We start from the raw sequence: 19,038 nt of genomic DNA, 5'->3' as shown, positions 1-19,038 counted from the left end.
ATATTGGATGTACAGATGGCGAGGCCTTTAAGAATTGAGTTTGCCGGGGCGCTGTATCATGTGACTGCGCGAGGTAACGCTCGGGAAGACATTTATCGTAATGATGTTGATCGTCAACAGCTCGATAGGATGTGCGGAACGCAGTGAAACGCATCACTCGCGAGCGATGCGCCTCCTTACGTCGGCAGCATCCTATGGTTAGCGCACCTTATAGCGTTATAACGCGCTCGGCCAGCGCATCAGCAAAACCAGCGCCGGAAACAGCAGTCAATACTTCTACGACGAACAAGGCCATCTGACCGGCGAATACGACCCCTCAGGCCACTTGATCCAGGAAATCGTCTGGCTCGGCGACTTGCCGGTCGCGGTGCTGAAGCCGGCAACCAGCCAAGCTACCACAACCGACCTCTACTACATCCATGCCGACCACCTGGGCACGCCGAGAATCATCACCCGCCCGGAAGACAACAAACTCGTCTGGATCAGGGAATCCGACGTTCGGCAACAGCCTGCCGGAGCAGAATCCTTCTGGCTTAGGCAACTTCGTGTTCAACCTCCGCTTTCCAGGGCAGTATTACGATCGGGAAACCGGGCTGTTCTATAATAGCTGTAGGGATTTTACATATGATTTTTTTCGTGTTTTTCGTGCTTTTCCTGGACAAATTGTAGTTATTGGAATCAGTCAACTTTCAACACCTTGGCTCCGCGAATCTTTCCCATGTCCAGTTCGATCAACGCCTCATTTGCCTGTTCCAACGCAAATACCTGAATCTCCGGCTGAAGGTTCATTCCAGCCGCCAAACTTAAAAACTCCTTTACATCGCCTCGAGTAATGTTGGCTACGCTCTTTAGCTCTTTTTCCTGCCAGAGATGCGTTGGATAATCCAGGCTCAGCAAGCTGCGATTATCGGTTTCCTTGCGGATCGCATTAATCACCAGCCTGCCGCCGGATTCAAGATTCGCCAACGCTTCAACGACAGGCTTCCATGCCGGGGTAGTATCGATGATGCTGTCCAGTTTATAAGGCGCTCGTTCGTTAGTGTCTCCTGCCCATACCGCACCGATTTCTTCGGCAAATGCTCTTTCTTCGGCGCTTCGGGCAAAAACGTAGACTTCGCTAGTCGGATACAAGTGCTGTGCCATTTTTAGCACCAGATGCGCCGACGCGCCAAAACCGGTTAGCCCCAATCTTTGGCCGTCGCATAGACCCGTCAAGCGTAACGACCGGTAGCCTATTGCACCGGCGCACAGCAACGGAGCCACCTGTAGATCGGAAAATACCTTCGGAATTGCATAAGCGAAGCTTTCTGCAACAGTCATATATTGGGCATAGCCGCCATTGGCGTCACGGCCGGTCGCGGCAAAAGTTGGGCACAGATTTTCATTGCCTGCCAGACAGAATTTACAGACGCCGCAAGCGGAGAAAATCCAGGCAACGCCCATTCTGTCGCCTATTTTTGCGGTAGTTACTTGAGCACCGACGGCTTCGACCCGGCCGACCACCTGATGCCCAGGAACTATCGGTAATTGCGGCGGCGGGGTGCGTCCTTCAATTTCATCCAATTCGGTGTGACAAACTCCGCAGGCTGAAACTTTCAGCAGGATTTCCTGTTCGCGGAGAACCGGAACAGGTAGGTCCATCAATTTCAGCGGTACGTGGTTTTCTTTAAGGTTACAGAGCGCTTTCAAGACCATCGCTTTCATAATCTCACCCCATTCGATTTCAATTTTGCTATAGATTTTGTATCAAAGCTATCAGTAATGTCCCCAATTGAAACGCTGTAAAGGTTATGTTGAAATTATTATTTATATTGAAAAAACCAGCTATCCGTGCATGAGACCGATTCCTAATAGAGCATTCCCCTCAAGTAAAATATCCCCGGAGCATAATTAATGAATGGTCTGCAACGCATGTTGAATGACATTGAAACGGAAGTTAAGTTGACCCGTCATCTGATCGGTAAAGACGCATTGAATGACAAAGTTATGGAAGCCATAAAACAGGTGCCGCGACATAAGTTTTTACCTGCGGACTTTCGCTTCCTTGCCTACGCTAACGGTCCGGCTCCGATCGGCTCGGGACAGACTATTTCCCAGCCTTACATTGTTGCGCTGATGACCGACTTATTGAACCCCAAACCCACCGATACCATCCTGGAAATAGGTACCGGTTCCGGCTATCAGACGGCTATCCTTTCTAAACTGGTTAAATACGTTTATTCGCTGGAAATAATTGAAGAGTTGTCTATCAAAGCACGTCGACAACTAAAAAAAATGGGCTACACCAATGTAACAGTCCGTACCGGCGACGGTCATTTAGGTTGGCCGGAGCATGCGCCCTTTGACGGCATTATAGTCACTGCGGCCGCAGCTTATATTCCCGAAGCCCTAATTGATCAACTAGGCACCGGTGCTCGGCTGGTTATACCGGTAGGTGTGGCTTACAGCTATCAGGAATTAATAGTTTTAGAAAAAAATGCCGATGGCAAAATTGAGTCTCGAAATATTCTTGGCGTCAGTTTTGTACCGCTTAACGATGGGCGCAATACGGAAACAAAAGACTTCGGTGATCTTCATGATGAATAACCGCTTTGATATAAAAGACTTATCGCTGGCTAATCAGGGACGCGAGCGTGTTGAGTGGGCGCTGACCGAGATGCCCGTGCTGAGCGCTATCCATGATCGCTTTGTCAAGGAACGACCCTTGGCGGGAGCGCGGATCAGCGGCTGTTTGCATATCACCACAGAGACCGCCAATCTGGCTCGCACCTTGAAAGCGGGTGGTGCGGAAATCGTTCTATGCGCCAGCAATCCCCTTAGTACCCAGGATGATGTCGCTGCCGTGCTGGTGCAGCATTATCATATTCCTACCTTTGCGATTTGCGGCGAAGACGGCAGTGCTTATTACCGGCATATAGCTCAAGCGCTGGATCATAAGCCTCAACTGACTTTGGATGACGGCGCCGATCTGGTTAGCGAATTGCATAAAAACCGCAGCGAGTTGTTGGCCGAGGTTATAGGAGGAACCGAAGAAACCACAACAGGCGTCATTCGCCTGCGTGCGATGGCGGCGGATCATGCACTCAGATTTCCGGTAATTGCCGTTAACGATGCGATGACCAAGCACCTGTTCGATAACCGCTACGGCACGGGTCAAAGCACGCTGGACGGGATTATACGATCGACCAATATACTGCTGGCCGGAAAAACTTTTACTGTTGCCGGTTACGGCTGGTGCGGCCGCGGTATTGCGATGCGAGCTAAAGGTCACGGCGCGCAAGTCATTATCACCGAAGTCGATCCGTTGAGAGCGCTGGAAGCTGCTATGGATGGCTTTCGCGTTATGCCTATGCTTGATGCTGCGGTCTGTTCGGATTTTATTGTTACCGCAACCGGCAACAAGCATGTGTTGGATCAAGCGCATTTTGAAGTCATCAAAGATGATTGCGTGATCGCCAATTCCGGGCATTTTAATGTTGAAATCAACATCCCGGCGCTGGAAAAATTGTCCATAAAAAAACATCGTCCGCGTTCCGGCGTTGAGGCTTATCAGCTTAAAAACGGGCGAACCGTTCGGCTGCTGGCTGGAGGACGGTTGGTTAACCTGGCTGCCGCAGAAGGGCATCCAGCCACCGTCATGGATGTAAGTTTTGCCAATCAAGCCTTGAGCATTGCCTATTTGTGGCAGCATGGCGCTGATCTTAAAAACGCTGTGTACCCGGTGCCTACCGATATTGATCGACAAGTTGCTGTGATGAAACTGGCGGCGATGCGCTTGAGTATCGACAGCTTAAGCCGGGAACAGCAAACTTACCTGTCATCATGGAAAGAAGGTACATAACCATTTATAGGCCCAATTAAATGGGTAGGGGCAATAGAATATGTCATCAAATATTAATATCCTGAAATGGCTTTTTGCGCTGGTTCTTATTTTTGGGGGATTTACCGTCTATAAGATTTTTGGAGTCTTGGCAGCCGACCTTGGCGATAAAGAATATGTCTGGCTGTTAAAGATAATCGCTGAATTCGGCTTGTTCACATCGGTAGTCATTTCAGTGGGATTTTTTCATCATTGGATAATTGCTACCGAAGAGCGTAGAGAAACCGAAAAGATATTTCATAACGTGTTGACAAAGTATATCGATGGGACGGTGATCAATGCTAAAAAACGGGGATTTTTAGGGATAACCGAGAAAGAGTTGGATTTTTCCGAGATCATGCATAGCCTGTATCCAGACGATTACGTTTACTGGTTAATTACCTTTGATCCACGATACAAACATCATTGCAGGGAGTTTGAGCTTGCCATTAAAAAAGGCGTTCATGTCAGGATGCTTATTTTGAAGGATTGCCCGATTTCAGAACTTTGCGCGAGCGAAATAATAGGCTTCGGCGTCGATGAATTCAGGCAATATAACCGATTGTTTTTAACATCGCTTGAAGATATAGCAGGACGTATTAATGAAAGGGACAGCGGGACATTGGGCGTTTTTGTCTACGATAGCCTGCCAAATATACCGTTGTTTATTATTCTTCGTAAGCAAAAAAAAATCATGGAGATTTATAGCAGCTTTTATCTGTCCGAACCCGTAGGAAGGATGCCTTATTTGCATTGGCAGTCTGAAACCAATTTTGATAGTCGATTCTTTTTTGAATCGGAAAAATGGAATATGCCGGATCTTTTTTTAGATTATTTTCAGCGACGTTGGATGATAGAAAAAGGTAAATTAAATAAGGCCGACAAAGAAAATTTACCTTACAAAGATTTTTTGTATGCGCCTGCTTCGGCTAGAAAAAAGTGCATCAGCCTAAATTATGAAGCAGATATGTTAAGTAGCTTTGACGCCATGTAATTTTGAGGACAAAAATATCAGGGTGAGCAGCCCGTACATACAGTTGAACCATTGTGGCACGAAATGAGCCGATATTGACCTTCCAACTTTTAGTACCAAAAAAGAGGAATCACAATGAACGAAATTCGTGGATGGGCTTCGCGCGGCGCGAAGCAGAAACTTGAACCTTTTACCTACAACGCAGGCCCACTCGGTCCGGAAGAGGTTGAAATTGCGGTCCAATATTGCGGCCTTTGCCATTCCGATCTATCGATCATCAACAACGAATGGGGATTGTCTCAATATCCCGTTATTTTGGGCCATGAAGCGGTCGGACGCATCGTCGCTATAGGCGATTACGTTAAAGGCTTGCAGGTCGGACAAAAGGTCGGGGTAGGGTGGAACGCCGTCAGTTGCATGCACTGTCACGAATGCATGACAGGAAACAATAATCTTTGTGCAGAAGCCGTGCCGACGATAGTCGGGCATCAGGGCGGTTTTGCGGATAGGGTTAGAGCGCATTGGGTCTGGACAATCCCATTGCCTGACGCACTCGATATTACCAGCGCAGGCCCGTTATTATGTGGCGGCATCACTGTTTTTTCGCCACTGTTGACGTTCGACGTCAAACCGACTGACCGCGTCGGCATCGTCGGTATCGGCGGCCTGGGGCATATGGGTCTTAAATTTGCCAACGCCTGGGGCTGTGAAGTGACGGCTTTCACCTCTAACCCGTCCAAGGCTGACGAGGCCAGAGGATTCGGCGCTCATCACGTCGTATCCAGCCGCGACAGCTCGGCTATGCAGCAAATCGCAAATTCGCTGGACATATTGATTGTTACGGTCAACACGTCATTGGATTGGGCTGCGATGTTGAAAACACTCAAACCCAATGGGCGCCTGCATGTCGTAGGCGCAGTTCTTGAGCCAATGCCGATTTCTGCCCTTGACCTGATCTTCGGGCAAAAGAGTGTATCGGGGTCACCGACTGGAGGCCCCTCGGCAATTTCAACCATGCTTGACTTTGCAGCGCGGCATAATATTGCTCCGCAAGTCGAACATTTCCCGATGAGCAAAGTAAACGATGCTCTTGAACATTTGGCTACGGGTAAAGCGCGTTATCGCATAGTACTTGATACGGATTTTGTTTAGCCGGGTTAAACGCTAAAAGAAGCCATTACATATGATGTATTTTGTTTTTAAATCGATTGAGAAAAGTTCTTTTTATACTGATTTGGAGAACGACTATGACTGAAACAGGCCAACAACAAGACGTTACAGATGAAGTCCGGGATGCGGTTGAATCGGGAACCGATGTTCACCGGCAGGTTAAGGAGATAACCTTAAAAGCGCTGACAAAAGGGCAACTGGATATAGAAAATATCAAGAACGTTACCGAGGCAGTCGGCAAAGGCATTAGCGAGGGCATCGTCGGTCACGATGAGCATGCTTCGGAGATTTTTGCACATGCAGCCACGGCATTGGATGATGCGTTGGCAATTGCGACAGAAGCATCGACACTGGCTATTCAAGAGGCGGCTTCCAAAGTGACTTCCCAGCATGATTTTAATGACGCAATTAAAGACATACGGGGCATGGAGCGATTGTTTATCGATACGCTGGAGAAAGTCGCTAAAGGCAGTACTCAGGTTACTGCCGACATTGTTAATGATTTTATTGATCATGCGCATAAAAGCGGAACGGCAGTCGGCAAGCAAGCTGTGATCGCCCTGAAAGCGCTTGCGGAACTGCCGAAGATAAGTACGGACATTGTTATATCCAGTGCGGCTGCTACGGCTTCAACGTTAGCTAAAATCGGCAGCGGTATTTTATTAGGCATTGCCGAAAGTCTACAGCCATCTCATTCCAAAAAATAAAATTCAGTAAAGACAATGTTATGGGAAATGTTAAGCGCAACCAGGGATATGGGCCGCGTTCAAGATATTGCCACAGTTTTAATACGTTACGGATTCGGCAGCTTTGTTCGCGGTTTGGGTGTGGGTAAGGCATTGGAGCGCGCAGGCAGAGTACTGCATTGGCAGCATGTGGACGACTATGTAAAGCTCGATACGCCGCAACGCATACGTCGTGTACTGGAAGAGTTGGGGCCTACTTTCATTAAATTGGGACAGATCCTTGCGACACGCGTCGATTTATTCTCGCCTCAATATATTGCCGAATTTGAAAAGCTTCAGGATCAGATCCCTCCTATGCCTTTTGAAGAGTTGCTACCCCAACTTGAAGAAGATCTTGGCGGCAATATCGATGAGTTTTTTTTAGAAGTCGATAGACAACCTCTTGCCGCGGCCTCAATTGCCCAGGTTCATAAAGCCGTACTCAAGGACGGGTCGCCGGTTGTTTTAAAAATTCGCAGACCCGGACTGCAAAAGATCATCGATGCCGATTTGCGCCTTTTGAACCGTATTGTCGATATTGCACAATCCGAATCGTCGGAGATTCGCCGATTTCATCCGAAAGAAGTCCTCCGTCAGTTCAATCAATCCTTGAATCGGGAGCTAGATCTTGCCGCTGAATGCAGAAATGCGGAACGGGTAGCCGCAAATTTGGCCGATGATCCCAATATTAAGATTCCTAAAGTATATTGGCAATGGACCTGCGAAAGACTCAATGTGCAGGAGTATATTCAAGGTATCCAGGGCAGGGATGTTGCTGCGGTGGACGAAGCCGGACTTGACAGAAAATTGCTGGCCGATCGCGGCACCGGGGCGGTCATGAAAATGATTATGGAAGACGGTTTTTTTCATGCCGACCCGCATGCCGGCAATGTGTTTTATTTGCCGGATAACAAACTGGCATTTATCGATTTCGGCATGGTTGGCCGTTTAACGGACGATCGCAGGGAGCAGGTTGTCGGCTTGTTGTACGGCATGACTAATCACCTGCCCATTAAAGTTGCCGAGATACTTGAAGACTGGTCGGACAATATTTATACCGATGAGCAAGTGCTGACAATTGATATTGAAGCTTTCGTTGACCAATATAGTTCGCTGGCACTAAAGGATTTAAGCCTTGCCGCCATGATGAGTGATTTGATGTCAATATTAAGGGATCATAAATTGATATTGCCAGCCGATCTCGCCTTGTTAATCAAAGCTTATATCACGATGGACGGTCTGGGCAGGCACCTTAACCCGGAATTTAATACCCTGGTTTTTACCGCACCCTATATTCGAAAAATCATGATGGAACGCTACAGGCCGGAAGCTATCGCTCATCGGGGCTGGCGTAACCTGGTCAGCGTTACCGATCTGTTAGCAAGCTTGCCTAAAGACCTGCGTAAACTGTTGCGCGCATCGAGGAAGGGCGCCTTTCAGGTTGATATTAACGTCAGGCGCCTTGGTCAGTATGTTAATCATATCGATATTGCGATTAGCCGCTTAACCATGGGCATAGTGACAGCCGCGCTTATTATCGGCTCTTCCATTATTATGACGGTAGAAGGCGGGCCGAAACTATTCGGCTTACCGGCATTCGGCTTCCTGGGATATTCTTTTGCCACTGTAGGAGGGATCTGGTTACTGCTTTCTATTTGGAAAAGCGGGCGATGACCATTACAGATCGAGTATAGCTAATGCTGTTTTCCATGTTTCATGAATAAAAGAAGAAATTGTTTTAATAACCTCGTCCTAAACTTTTAACTTCTACTAATATGCCATTTTCGAAGCGAAGGTATTGCTTGAAACGGAAAGGGCCGAAGTTGTATATCCATTCTTCTACTTGGATCTCTATATATTCTTGCATATCAAGGGTTCTAAATGGGAAATGTAGCGTCCTACCCACAATTTCAGTATGAGTTTCAACTGAGTCCGGTTGACCGCATAGAGCAATTACCTCGTTTTTATAATCGCCCTCAACAACCAGGTTGTGTCCGCATTTCATCGCCAATGCGGTATTCAAGCAGCATAAACTTAGAACTAAGACTCCAATAGCGGTATTTTTCATTGCATAAACCTCTAAAGCATAATCTTGTTAATTAGATTAGACGGCATAATTTTGGTATCCGGTGATCGAAAGCAAGCCAGAAATTCATTCTATACTGAAACAGGATGATGTTGGGGATAAAAACATGTTTGGCCTTAACACCTATCGGTTTTAATGAGAATGCCCAACGTGACCAACGTCATTCCGGCAGCGAATCCACGACTGCATAGACGCAGGAGATACGACTCCAAGGACGGCGGAGGTAGAATTGCGTCTGGAATAGCAATCGAGAGCACCAACAGTAGGCGCTTTAGGCGCAGCTTCCGCTCCTGCTCACGCTAAGTACCTACATCCATGTAGGCAATGCGGGACAGAAAAATGCTCCTTTAACAATTGCCGAGACGATAGAAAAATTAATACAAAAGCGTTTAGTTGCGGAATTAATGATTACAATTTACGATAATTTAAATTCAAAATAAAGTCAGGGTTTTTAAGATATGAATTCCAACCAAACTTTACCACTCGATGAACCTCAAGCAAAGGTGCTTTCCACGCCAAATAACGTACGCCTGTTTTATTCCGGAGCTGCCGCACTACTGTTTGCTCTGATGCTCCTTGGTTTTCAGCAGTTTTACCTGCACGGTAAGGCCTATCCCGATCGTGAACTTGCTTCGCCGATACGGACATTGCTTATCCTACACGGTATCGGTATGTCTGCATGGATGCTGTTGCTTTTAATCCAGCCGCTGTTGATTGTGGCCGGTAACCGCCGTGGTCATATGATGCTCGGGCGATGCGGCGCAGTGCTTGCGGCCTGCATCATTGTTTTCGGCTTCCGGCTGGGGATTGAATCGACGCTAATCAGTCCGCCCGACATGAGGATATGGGGGTTGACGCCTAAACAATTCATGGCCGTCCCAATTATTAGTATCATGATCTTCGCCGGTTTTGTGATTGTCGGCGTGTTGAAACGACGTCGGCCGGAGATACATCGGCCAATGATGCTATTAGCCGCGCTGGCAGCAATGTCGGCAGCCATCAGCCGTATCGATTTCCTTACCGCCCTTTATCATGGCACTGTGTGGGAGGTGGTATTTGGCCCATTCTTTGGGACGCTGATGGTTGGGTTGTTTTTTCTTGTTATCAAGTCGTTACTGACACGATCGTTGGACAAGTGGTTTGCTATGGGATATGCAGGGCTTATCGCCTCCAACGCATTGATCATGCAGTTGGCTATGACCAGTGCATGGGATCGTTTTGCGAGCTTCCTGCTCCGGTGATGTCGATCCGGATAGGGTGTATGCATGCTTTTTTGTACTCACACGGTAAGTAATCTTTCATTGCGCATTAGATGTTGGCCTTTTTTAAAACGCCTTCCGGTTTTAAGCTGTGATTTTACTCTTTATCACCGACGTATTTCTAAATCCCGCTAATATTCGGGTGCCGCACCATTGGCAAATCGGTATTTGGCAGGGTAGATTATCTTGTAATTGTAATTCGCCTTCTTCGGTCGCTACGCGATTAAGCCACGCAACACCGGGGTTAGCTATATGTTGGGCGGCAGGGGAGCTTTGACGGAACTTCTTGGATACTCGCTTAAAAAAGAAGCTGAGCAATATTGATATCGGTGTGGAGTCTGAATTAATACAGATAAGAGCGATTAACCAGCCGCTTTTGTGGATATTTCCCTGTGTCTTGGCAATCTAACCGTGACGGTGCTCAGGTTTTTCTCATCGGAAACGTCTAAAGAAATGCTGCCGTTTTGAGCTTCGGTGAGCAGCTTCGCAGAATAAGTGCCAAGCCCAGTACCACTTGATTTACCATGAGTGACAAATTTGTCGAAGAAATGCTCTCTTATCGGGGCTGGGACCACACCGTTGTTCTGGATCGTGATCTCGAGCGGATCGCTATCGATCAACGTAACGACAACGCGGCTATTTTCCGGCGCCGCCTCGCAGGCATTTTTTATTAAGTTTTGAAACAAGGAGTAACAAAACATGGCGTCACCCAAGCTATGGGGTATTTCTCTATTAACTGAAGTGACGTCTGTTGCCACCGATATTGTGATGTGTTTGCCATTGAAAGTGCTGCGGCAAATTTCGGCAATACGGCGTAAGATGTCACCGATTATTATCGGTTGGGCATCGAGCTTAAATCGCCCCGTCTCAATTTTGTAAAGCTCCGAAGACAAGTTGATTATATTGAGCGCCTCCAGTGCGGTTTCTTCGGCTAAGCGAAGTTGATCGATTTGTTTACGATTCATCGACTCATCTTCCGCCAAGGATTGTATTAAGCCAATGACGCCTGACAAAGGGTTCTTCAAGTCGTGGCGGGTAATATGCTCCACATCTTCTCTTAAGCGGGCATTATCCAACATTGAGTCATAGTCATCTTGCAATTGTTTGTGCAATTCCACATAACGCATGAAATTGCGCACGCGGGGAATCAGTACATCCGGATCAATAGGCTTGGTGACAAAATCAACGGCTCCCAGTTCCAGGCCTTTAAGGCGGGTGTCATTGTCCGTCATGGCCGTAACAAAAATGACTGGAATATGTTCCGATTCGGGATGCTCACGCATCCGCTTTGCCACCTCAAAGCCGTCCATGTCGGGCATCATGATGTCGAGAAGAACCAGATCCGGCGCATTTTCAGAGGTACATATATCGAGTGCTTTCTTACCGTTATGCGCAACACGGACCCGGTATTCGTCCTTGAACAAGTCTGCAAGTAATTGCAGATTGTCGGGTATGTCATCGACGATCAGGATGGTCGGCTGTATCGGTTCTTTTCTCTCCGGTTCCATCGAGCTTGATGTTCCCACGGAGGGCATGGCAGAGATGTTTCTGGGCTTCCATGACAAGGCTTTTTCAACCCGTTTTAACAGAGTCTTGGCGTTGTACGGTTTTACAAGAAAATCACTGACACCGGAGATAATGGCCTCCGCAATACGGCCCCGTTCAGTTTCCGCTGTGATCATCACAAAGGGTAAATGACAGAGCATTTTATCCGCACGAACCGCCTTAAGCAGTTCCAGCCCATCCATCACCGGCATGTTCCAGTCGGACAGGATTATGTCGAAGGGCTGATTTTTCAACAGAATTAAAGCTTCCCGGCCATTAGCAACTTGCGCAATTTTTACGGCGCCAAAGGCTCTCAATTGGCTTGATATCACCGTACGCATAGGCTGTTTATCGTCCACAACGAGCAAGTTGGTGTGTTTGGTGATTAACATTATTCTTCCGGCAGAAGCAGTATTTAATTAGAGTCGGACTTGTTCAGCGATAGCCTGTTCCAGATATTGAGCTTTCTTATTTATGTCCGCGTCCGAGTCGGCAAAGCGCGTCGCAATTGCCTTGAATTCTTCCTGCAAATCTAAAAAGGCATCCACCATGTCCGGATCGAAATGACTGCCCTTGCCTTCAATAATGATTTGCACCGCTTTTTCATGCGGCATGCCATTCTTATAGACACGACGGCTGATCAGGGCGTCATACACATCCGCCACTGCCATCAGACGCGCCGATATCGGTATATTGTCGCCGGAAAGTCCTTCGGGATAACCGCTGCCATCCCATTTTTCTTGGTGGCCGTAAGCAATTTCCTTGGCCACAGTCAAAAATTCAACCTTGATGCCAAGCGCATTTTCAGCATGCTGGATCGCATCCCGGCCCAGCGTCGTGTGAGTTTTCATGATTTCCATTTCATGCGCATTAAAGCGTCCCGGCTTAAGCAATATGCGGTCAGGAATGCCCACCTTGCCAATATCGTGCAAGGGTGCCGATTTAAACAGCATATTAATGTTGCGATCCGTCAGGAAATGCGCAAAGCGCGGATGATGTTTCAGCTTATTCGCTAACGCCTTGACGTAATATTGGGTCCGGCGAATATGATTGCCGGTGTCCGAATCGCGGGTTTCCGCCAACGAAGCCATCGCCAATATCGTCACATCCTGGATCGCCATGATCTCTTTGGTGCGCTGGGAAACTTCATCTTCAAGAAATGCGGAATGATCCTTCAAAAAATCATACATTCTTTTCATGCCGAGATGGGTTTTGACCCGTGCCTTTACGATTGGAGGGCTGATCGGTTTGGTAATGTAATCAACTGCGCCCAGTTCAAAACCTTTGGTCTCATCGTTAACCTCGGATTTTGCCGTCAAAAAAATCACCGGGATGTCTCGCGTTTTTGCCTCCGTTCGTAACAGTCTGCATACCTCATACCCGTCCATCTCCGGCATCATAATATCCAGTAAAATCAGGTCGGGCGGCGTGTCGGACCGGGCAATCTTGAGCGCCCTTTCGCCACTGTTGGCAAGCCTGACAATGTAGTCATCCTCAAGCAGTCCGCTCATTAAGGACAGATTGTCCGGGGTATCGTCCACTACCAGCACAGTTGCTTTTTCTAGAGAGTCAGGTGCGTCTATCATGGTTTTTTCCTTATTTAATTTGGATGTTGTCGATATGTTGTAGAGCCAGTGCAAAATCGAATTGCTTGACGGCCTGATCCACCTTGGTGAACACTTCTGTTCCCAGCACAACGCGCAACAGGCCGAAGTTTTCTTCAAAAACCTCTTTGGATTTGCTGTCATCGAAAGCCAGCAATTTTTTAAGCCGGGTTAATACTTCAGCCGCCTTAGACGTGTCTACGTTCTCTGTTGGATTTCGGACCTTCTCCGCTGGCAAGTTCGCTTTGAGCGCTTTAATCAAAGCCGATTGCTGCTGGCTAAAGATAGCCAGTTTGGCAAGTATGTCATCGCGATCTGCACCTTCCTTGATCATTCTCTCCAGTTCCCCGGCAATTTCCTGTAATCCGATAGCGCCAATGTTGCCGCTTACCCCTTTCGCCGAATGGGCAATGCGTTCCGCCGAGGCACGATCATCGGCATCAATCGCCGCTCGAAGTTCGGAGGACGTGTTTTCTTGATTGACTACATAGTTGCGAAGCATCTTCAGGTAAGACGGTTTTTTACCCAGGACACGCCGCATGCCGAGTTCAACGTCCAGCCCGTCGATGACAGGTAAATCGCTTTCCTGCTTTTCAGCCGTTGCTTTTTCCGATGTTACGGCAGCAATCTTGGGTTTTATCCACTTGAGCAAGGCGCGGAACAGTTCATCGGGATCAATCGGCTTGGCAACGTGATCGACCATGCCGGCCTTTGCGCATTTTTCTTTATCTTGCTGCATCGCATTGGCGGTCATGGCGACAATGGGCAACTCCTGATACCTCGCATCCTTGCGAATCTCGATAGCGGCGGTTATGCCGTCCATGACAGGCATCTGCATATCCATCAACACAATGTCGTAAGCCCGTTGGGCCATCATTTCCACAGCCTCCCGGCCATTATTGGCAATGTCCACATCGAATCCGGCATCGGTCAGGAGTTCCATGGCGACTTCCTGATTGAGTTCGTTATCTTCCGCAACCAGAATGGCGGCGCCCTTGATCGCAACCAAATCTTCCATGATGTTTGAAATATGGCGATCACTGGTGCGTTCTTCATCCACCTGCCCGCCAAGTAGCCGGATGGCGGTATCGAACAACACCGAAGCATTGACCGGTTTAATCAGAAAGTCTTCCAGTCCGGCGTTTTCCGCTTCTTTGATCACTTCTTCCCGCCCGTGAGCCGTCACCATGACGAGATGCGGAAGCGCTGCCAATGGGAGCGAACGAATTTCCCTGGCGACCTGAATGCCGTCCATACCGGGCATTTGCCAGTCGAGGAAAACGATTTCGTAGGGTTGACCGGACTTGGCTGCTTCCTGTACTGCGGCTATGGCTTCCTTTCCTCCTACGGCTTGAGCGACCTTGAATGACATGCCGGATAACATGTCGTCCATCACGTTACGCGCCATCTCGTGGTCGTCCACCACCAGTACGGGCCGGCCGCGCAAATCCGGTGTTGGTATGAGCTTTCTGCCTTGGCTGCTGGCTTTGCCAAGCCGTGCCGTGAACCAGAAAGTGCTGCCCTTGCCGGGTTCGCTGTCAACGCCGACCTCGCCGTGCATCAGCTCGGCAAGCTGTTTGGCAATCGCCAGTCCCAGGCCGGTGCCGCCGAACTTGCGGCTGGTCGAAGTATCGGCCTGCTGGAACGACTGAAACAACTTGTCCATTTGCTCTTTGGTCAGCCCGATGCCGGTGTCGCGTACCCCAAAATGCAAGAATACATCATGGTCGGTTTCTTCCAGCACCTTGGCGGTAATGACGATTTCGCCCTGTTCTGTGAACTTGACTGCGTTGTTGGCGTAATTGATAAGGATCTGCCCCAGCCGTAACGAGTCGCCGTTGAGATGGGTGGGCACGTTTTGGGCAATGTCGAACACCAGTTCCAGCTCTTTCGCATTGGTTTTTTCCGAAATCAGGTTGGCAACATTGTCCAGCACCTTATCCAGCTCGAAATCGGTTTGTTCGACCATGAGTTTACCGGCCTCGATCTTGGAAAAGTCCAGAATGTCGTTGATAAGGCCGAGCAAATGCTGTCCTGAGTTCTGTACTTTCTTGATGTAATCCCGCTGCCGGGGAGTGAGATCGGTTTTCAGCGCCAAGTGCGACATGCCGATGATGGCGTTCATCGGCGTACGGATCTCATGGCTCATGTTGGCGAGGAAGTCCGACTTCATCTTGGTAGCATCTTCCGCTATTTCCTTGGCCAGACGCAGTTCGGTCACGTCGAAGAACCAGCCCAGAATGCACTCTTCGCCACCGTAAACGACATGGAAATAGGAGGCCAGCACCCAGATATCCTCTCCGTCCAGCCTCTTTAGCCCAACCGATAGATTGATGATGTTCTCACCTGCCGTGAGGCGTTCATTGATCGCGCGCAGCTCTTCCGCATTTTGGTAAAACATTGTGGGTTCCATGCCGATCATTTGATCGAAGGTCGCATGGAGCATATCGGCATAGGACGGGTTGGCGAATACAATCTTGCGGGTGGCACTGCTTGCCACCCGCACCGCCACCGGACTCGATTCGAGCATGAAGCGCACCTGGCGCTCGCTCTCGGCCATCGCCAATTCCGCCATTTTCTGCTCGGTGATGTCCATCGTTACGCCATACATGTCGGTCGGCTTGCCATTGGCATCTCTGACGACATGGCCGCTAGCTCGGATCCAGACGACACGGCCATCGATTGGGCGCTTGTAGGCGTAGATGGTGTCGTACCCTGGTACGGCGCCTTCAATAGAAGCCTGGAAATTTTCATAGGTAGCCTGGGCAGCCGCTTCGTCGCCCGCCTTGACATTCTCGAACCATTCTTCCATTATTCGGTAGCGCCATTCAGGCGGACGTGGCGGGTCTCCGAACAGGGTGGCCGCACGCTTCGATGAGTTGTACCATCCGGAACCGTCGAGCGGGACATGCCAGTAGCCCGCTTTCGCCAAATCGAGTGCGTAGTCGGCAAGCATGTTGGAATGGTTGACAGCATCTTCCATCTGCTTGCGTTCGGTAATGTCGAGCAGCCACCCCATCACCCCTTCTTTGCCGTCATGTATCAGCGGCATGAAGGTCGTCAGGTAATCGCGAATTTCACCGCCTTTGCTGTGCAATTTCATTTCACGGTTAAGCAGATAACCATCGCGCTTGACTGTCGCGATCATTTCCGCGCGATCTTCATGGGTAAGATAAATTCTTTCTACTTCATCGCCGACATCCAGGCCGAACATTTCCTTGAATGCAGGGTTGGCGTAGCCGAAATGCCCTTCAGTGGTGAACGCCGTACCGACCGGACTATGGTCGAGAATGTTCTGCAGCGCGGTGCGCTGCTCTGCCAGAGTCCTGGCTGAGGCAAGGCGTTCGGTAATGTCGCTGATCACCACCACGGTGCCGACGATGGCATCATCCTTATATACAGGCCTGGTCGAGTACTCGACCGGCAGAGCGCTGCCGTCTTTGCGCCACAGCACCTCGTTATCGACAGTGCGCGGCCGGCCATCTTGGGCGGTAAGGCACATCGCGCATTGCTCGTGCGGAAATTCGCGCCCGTCCGAATAGTGATGGTGTACCAGCGCGTGCATAGACTGCCCCAGCAGCTCCTGCTCGTTGTAACCAAGCAGGGCGGACACGGCCGGATTGATGAAGGTCAGTTTTCCTTCGATATCCATGCCGACGATGCCGTTGTTGACAGATCCCAGAATCAGCCGACTGCGCTCTTCCAGCGCGGCGAGTTTTTCTTCCGCTTTCCTGCGCCGTGTGATGTCGCTCGCTGAAACGCAGACATAGGCATCTCTGTTACCCAAAGCCGGCAATTTGCTTAAGCCGACTTCTACCGGGAATTCGCTGCCATCCTTGCGCGTTCCTAGTAATTTAAGTCCGGCTCCCATGGGGCGCGCGCCTTGCTCCGACATAAATTTCGCCCGCAGGGCCGGGTGCCGTTCGCGGACATCGGGCGGGACGAGTTGGTCGACATTATGTCCAATCAGTTCGGTACGTTCATAGCCGAAAATTTCTTCCAGACGCGGATTGCACAGGACAATCGTGCCTTGCCTATCCACCACCATCATCCCATCGGGCGCAGATTCAATAATGCCTCGGAACCAGGCCTCGGTTTCCATCAGTTCGGCTTGCTGCGCTTCCATTTCGACGCTCTGCTCTTCAAGCTGGGCGGCTTGGATTTCCATGCGAGTCGATTGTTCCTGTGTTTCTTTAAGCAGGCGCTGGGTGTTGATGTTGCGCTCAAGAAGCCGGATAGTTATTGCAACGCTAGGCATCAGCGCATCGAGCAATAGCAACTCCCGTGCACCGAACGGCTGCAAGGCTGCCAGTTCCAGTACGCCGACAACCTCGGACATGCTCATGATGGGTAATACCGTTATTATACTTGGCGCGGCTTCTCCAAGTCCGGAGCTGATTTTGATGTAGTCCAGAGGAGGATTGGTGAGGGTGATCGGACTCTTCTCCATTGCGCATTGGCCGACTAAACCCTCGCCGATCGCGAAACTCTGACTGAGGTTTTTGCGTTCGCGGTAACCATAGCCGCCTAATAAACGGAGTTTGTCTTCCGAAAGGATATAAAAAACACCATGTTCTGCATGCAGTAACGGGCAGATGGCGGACATGAATTGTTGCGAGAGTTCGACAAAGGTACCGGCTTGCTGCATTTTTGCGGATATCTGCGCTTCATGAGTCTTAACCCAGCGTTGTGATTCCATGTTGTTGCATACAGTTTGCAGCACTTCGAGGGCACGCGCCATCGCGCCGATTTCGTTGCTGTAGCCGGTATAGGGGACGGATTCATCCAATTTGCCTGCGGCCAGTCTTTCGATAGAATCGCGCAGCCGCAGGGTAGGGCGCTGGATCGATATACCCAGCATTAGCCCGGCACCAGCTCCAATCACCAATCCCAGCAACATCAGGATCAGTGAAAATCGGCGGTTTTGCTCGCCCAATTCCGATAGCATATCGGCCGTCTGTTTTGCCCCTGCTTCCTTGATTTTCGTAATTGCGCTTAGCGTATCGTCAGCCGTGTTGATGGTTTTTACATACTCGTCGCTGGAAATGAAGGCCGCTGCCTCGCTAGACCGGTAATCCTCCTTGTTCATTAACAACACGGCTTGATCGATATTGCGTTTATATTGCTCGTAGTAGCTATCGAACCGGACGAGAAGTTTTTTACTGTCTTCCCGGAAAATGCGCTTGCGGGCTTCGTCGAGTTCGATTTGCAAGGTCAGCATGGCTTTATCCATCCTGGCTTTGGCTTTTTCCCGATCCGCCGCATTTTGTGAGAGCATCATTTGCCGTAGGCTACGCCCTATGTACATGAGATTGATATTGGCTTCTTTGAGATGCGAAATGCCCAGCAAATCCATTTCGTAAATGTCCGTCGATTTCTCGGTCATTACGCGCATACTGTTGATGGCGTTGACCCCTATCAACAGTGTGATAAACAGGCATATACCGAAGCCGAGCATTAACTTGGAAACCAGTTGCCGTTTTTCCAGCATGACCATAATACGTTTCATAATGAAACCCAGTGTAGTTTTATTAATTTTTATCGGGGCGCCAATTACGCCAAGGCTGTCTCAAAAAATACCGTGCTTCGTCAGAGCTATCCGGAATCTTTATGGGTACATTTGTAGTGGCAAAGTTATTCGCTCCTGCATAATAAATGTACTGTTTGGAAATCTATTTTTAGCCATATTCTACAGCGCTTTCAAATTCAGTTAATTACTGAACATAGCCACCAGGAATTGACAGCAGTGCCAGCTCTGCTTGCCAGAGCTGGCAAAGCCTGCACTCCAGCGGCAACGACGACATGCTTAGTAACTAA

At 49.3% G+C, this 19,038-nt stretch carries 12 protein-coding genes; 7 read left to right on the top strand and 5 right to left on the bottom strand.

The window, feature by feature from the left end; all coding sequences use genetic code 11:
• Positions 1-678: 678 nt before the first annotated feature.
• Positions 679-1,704 carry a zinc-dependent alcohol dehydrogenase family protein gene (locus tag EPO18_RS18995; RefSeq protein WP_292436144.1) on the bottom strand — a complete coding sequence of 342 codons (1,026 nt, stop codon included), beginning with the start codon at positions 1,702-1,704 and terminating at the stop codon, positions 679-681.
• Positions 1,705-1,893: 189 nt separating this feature from the next.
• Between EPO18_RS18995 and EPO18_RS18990 the strand changes: the two genes are divergently transcribed.
• The 6 genes from EPO18_RS18990 to EPO18_RS18965 all read left to right on the top strand — a co-directional run bounded on the left by EPO18_RS18990 (position 1,894) and on the right by EPO18_RS18965 (position 8,401).
• Positions 1,894-2,586, top strand: coding sequence for a protein-L-isoaspartate(D-aspartate) O-methyltransferase (locus tag EPO18_RS18990; protein ID WP_292436141.1), 693 nt, complete (start codon positions 1,894-1,896; stop codon positions 2,584-2,586).
• A complete protein-coding gene (gene ahcY / locus EPO18_RS18985; RefSeq protein ID WP_292436139.1) occupies positions 2,576-3,841 on the top strand; it encodes an adenosylhomocysteinase in 1,266 nt (421 codons plus the stop codon). The genes EPO18_RS18990 and ahcY overlap by 11 nt, the downstream gene beginning before the upstream one ends.
• 40 nt (positions 3,842-3,881) lie before the next feature.
• Positions 3,882-4,853 carry a hypothetical protein gene (locus tag EPO18_RS18980; RefSeq protein ID WP_292436137.1) on the top strand — a complete coding sequence of 324 codons (972 nt, stop codon included), beginning with the start codon at positions 3,882-3,884 and terminating at the stop codon, positions 4,851-4,853.
• A gap of 114 nt (positions 4,854-4,967) precedes the next feature.
• On the top strand, positions 4,968-5,984 hold the full coding sequence (ahr, locus tag EPO18_RS18975) for an NADPH-dependent aldehyde reductase Ahr (RefSeq protein ID WP_292436135.1): 1,017 nt from the start codon (positions 4,968-4,970) through the stop codon (positions 5,982-5,984).
• A 95-nt stretch (positions 5,985-6,079) separates the two neighbouring features.
• The gene (locus tag EPO18_RS18970) at positions 6,080-6,709 is read left to right on the top strand and encodes a DUF6781 family protein (RefSeq protein ID WP_292436133.1); all 630 of its coding nucleotides are present in this window, start codon (positions 6,080-6,082) and stop codon (positions 6,707-6,709) included.
• Positions 6,710-6,736: 27 nt separating this feature from the next.
• A complete protein-coding gene (locus EPO18_RS18965) occupies positions 6,737-8,401 on the top strand; it encodes an ABC1 kinase family protein (protein ID WP_292436131.1) in 1,665 nt (554 codons plus the stop codon).
• A gap of 64 nt (positions 8,402-8,465) precedes the next feature.
• Here the strand turns inward: EPO18_RS18965 and EPO18_RS18960 are convergent, their stop codons facing one another.
• On the bottom strand, positions 8,466-8,795 hold the full coding sequence (locus EPO18_RS18960; RefSeq protein ID WP_292436129.1) for a DUF2845 domain-containing protein: 330 nt from the start codon (positions 8,793-8,795) through the stop codon (positions 8,466-8,468).
• A gap of 476 nt (positions 8,796-9,271) precedes the next feature.
• Between EPO18_RS18960 and EPO18_RS18955 the strand changes: the two genes are divergently transcribed.
• Positions 9,272-10,054 carry a hypothetical protein gene (locus tag EPO18_RS18955; RefSeq protein WP_292436128.1) on the top strand — a complete coding sequence of 261 codons (783 nt, stop codon included), beginning with the start codon at positions 9,272-9,274 and terminating at the stop codon, positions 10,052-10,054.
• A 380-nt stretch (positions 10,055-10,434) separates the two neighbouring features.
• On the opposite strand, the gene EPO18_RS18950 is transcribed toward EPO18_RS18955, so the two are convergent.
• Genes EPO18_RS18950 through EPO18_RS18940 form a run of 3 tightly spaced genes read right to left on the bottom strand, consistent with a single transcriptional unit; the run spans position 10,435 to position 18,730 of the window.
• Positions 10,435-12,009, bottom strand: a complete 1,575-nt coding sequence (locus EPO18_RS18950) for an ATP-binding response regulator (protein ID WP_292436126.1) — start codon at positions 12,007-12,009, stop codon at positions 10,435-10,437.
• 27 nt (positions 12,010-12,036) lie between these two features.
• Complete coding sequence (locus EPO18_RS18945) at positions 12,037-13,203, bottom strand: response regulator (protein ID WP_292436124.1); 1,167 nt, start codon at positions 13,201-13,203, stop codon at positions 12,037-12,039.
• A 10-nt stretch (positions 13,204-13,213) separates the two neighbouring features.
• Positions 13,214-18,730 carry a PAS domain S-box protein gene (locus tag EPO18_RS18940; protein WP_292436122.1) on the bottom strand — a complete coding sequence of 1,839 codons (5,517 nt, stop codon included), beginning with the start codon at positions 18,728-18,730 and terminating at the stop codon, positions 13,214-13,216.
• Positions 18,731-19,038 lie beyond the last annotated feature (308 nt).

Origin of the sequence: Methylobacter sp., assembly GCF_004322395.1 — a bacterium.
In the GTDB taxonomy this organism is placed as follows: Bacteria; Pseudomonadota; Gammaproteobacteria; order Methylococcales; family Methylomonadaceae; genus Methylobacter_A.
The sequence above is the reverse complement of the archived record's forward strand: the minus strand, read 5'-3'. Positions and strand labels throughout refer to the sequence as shown.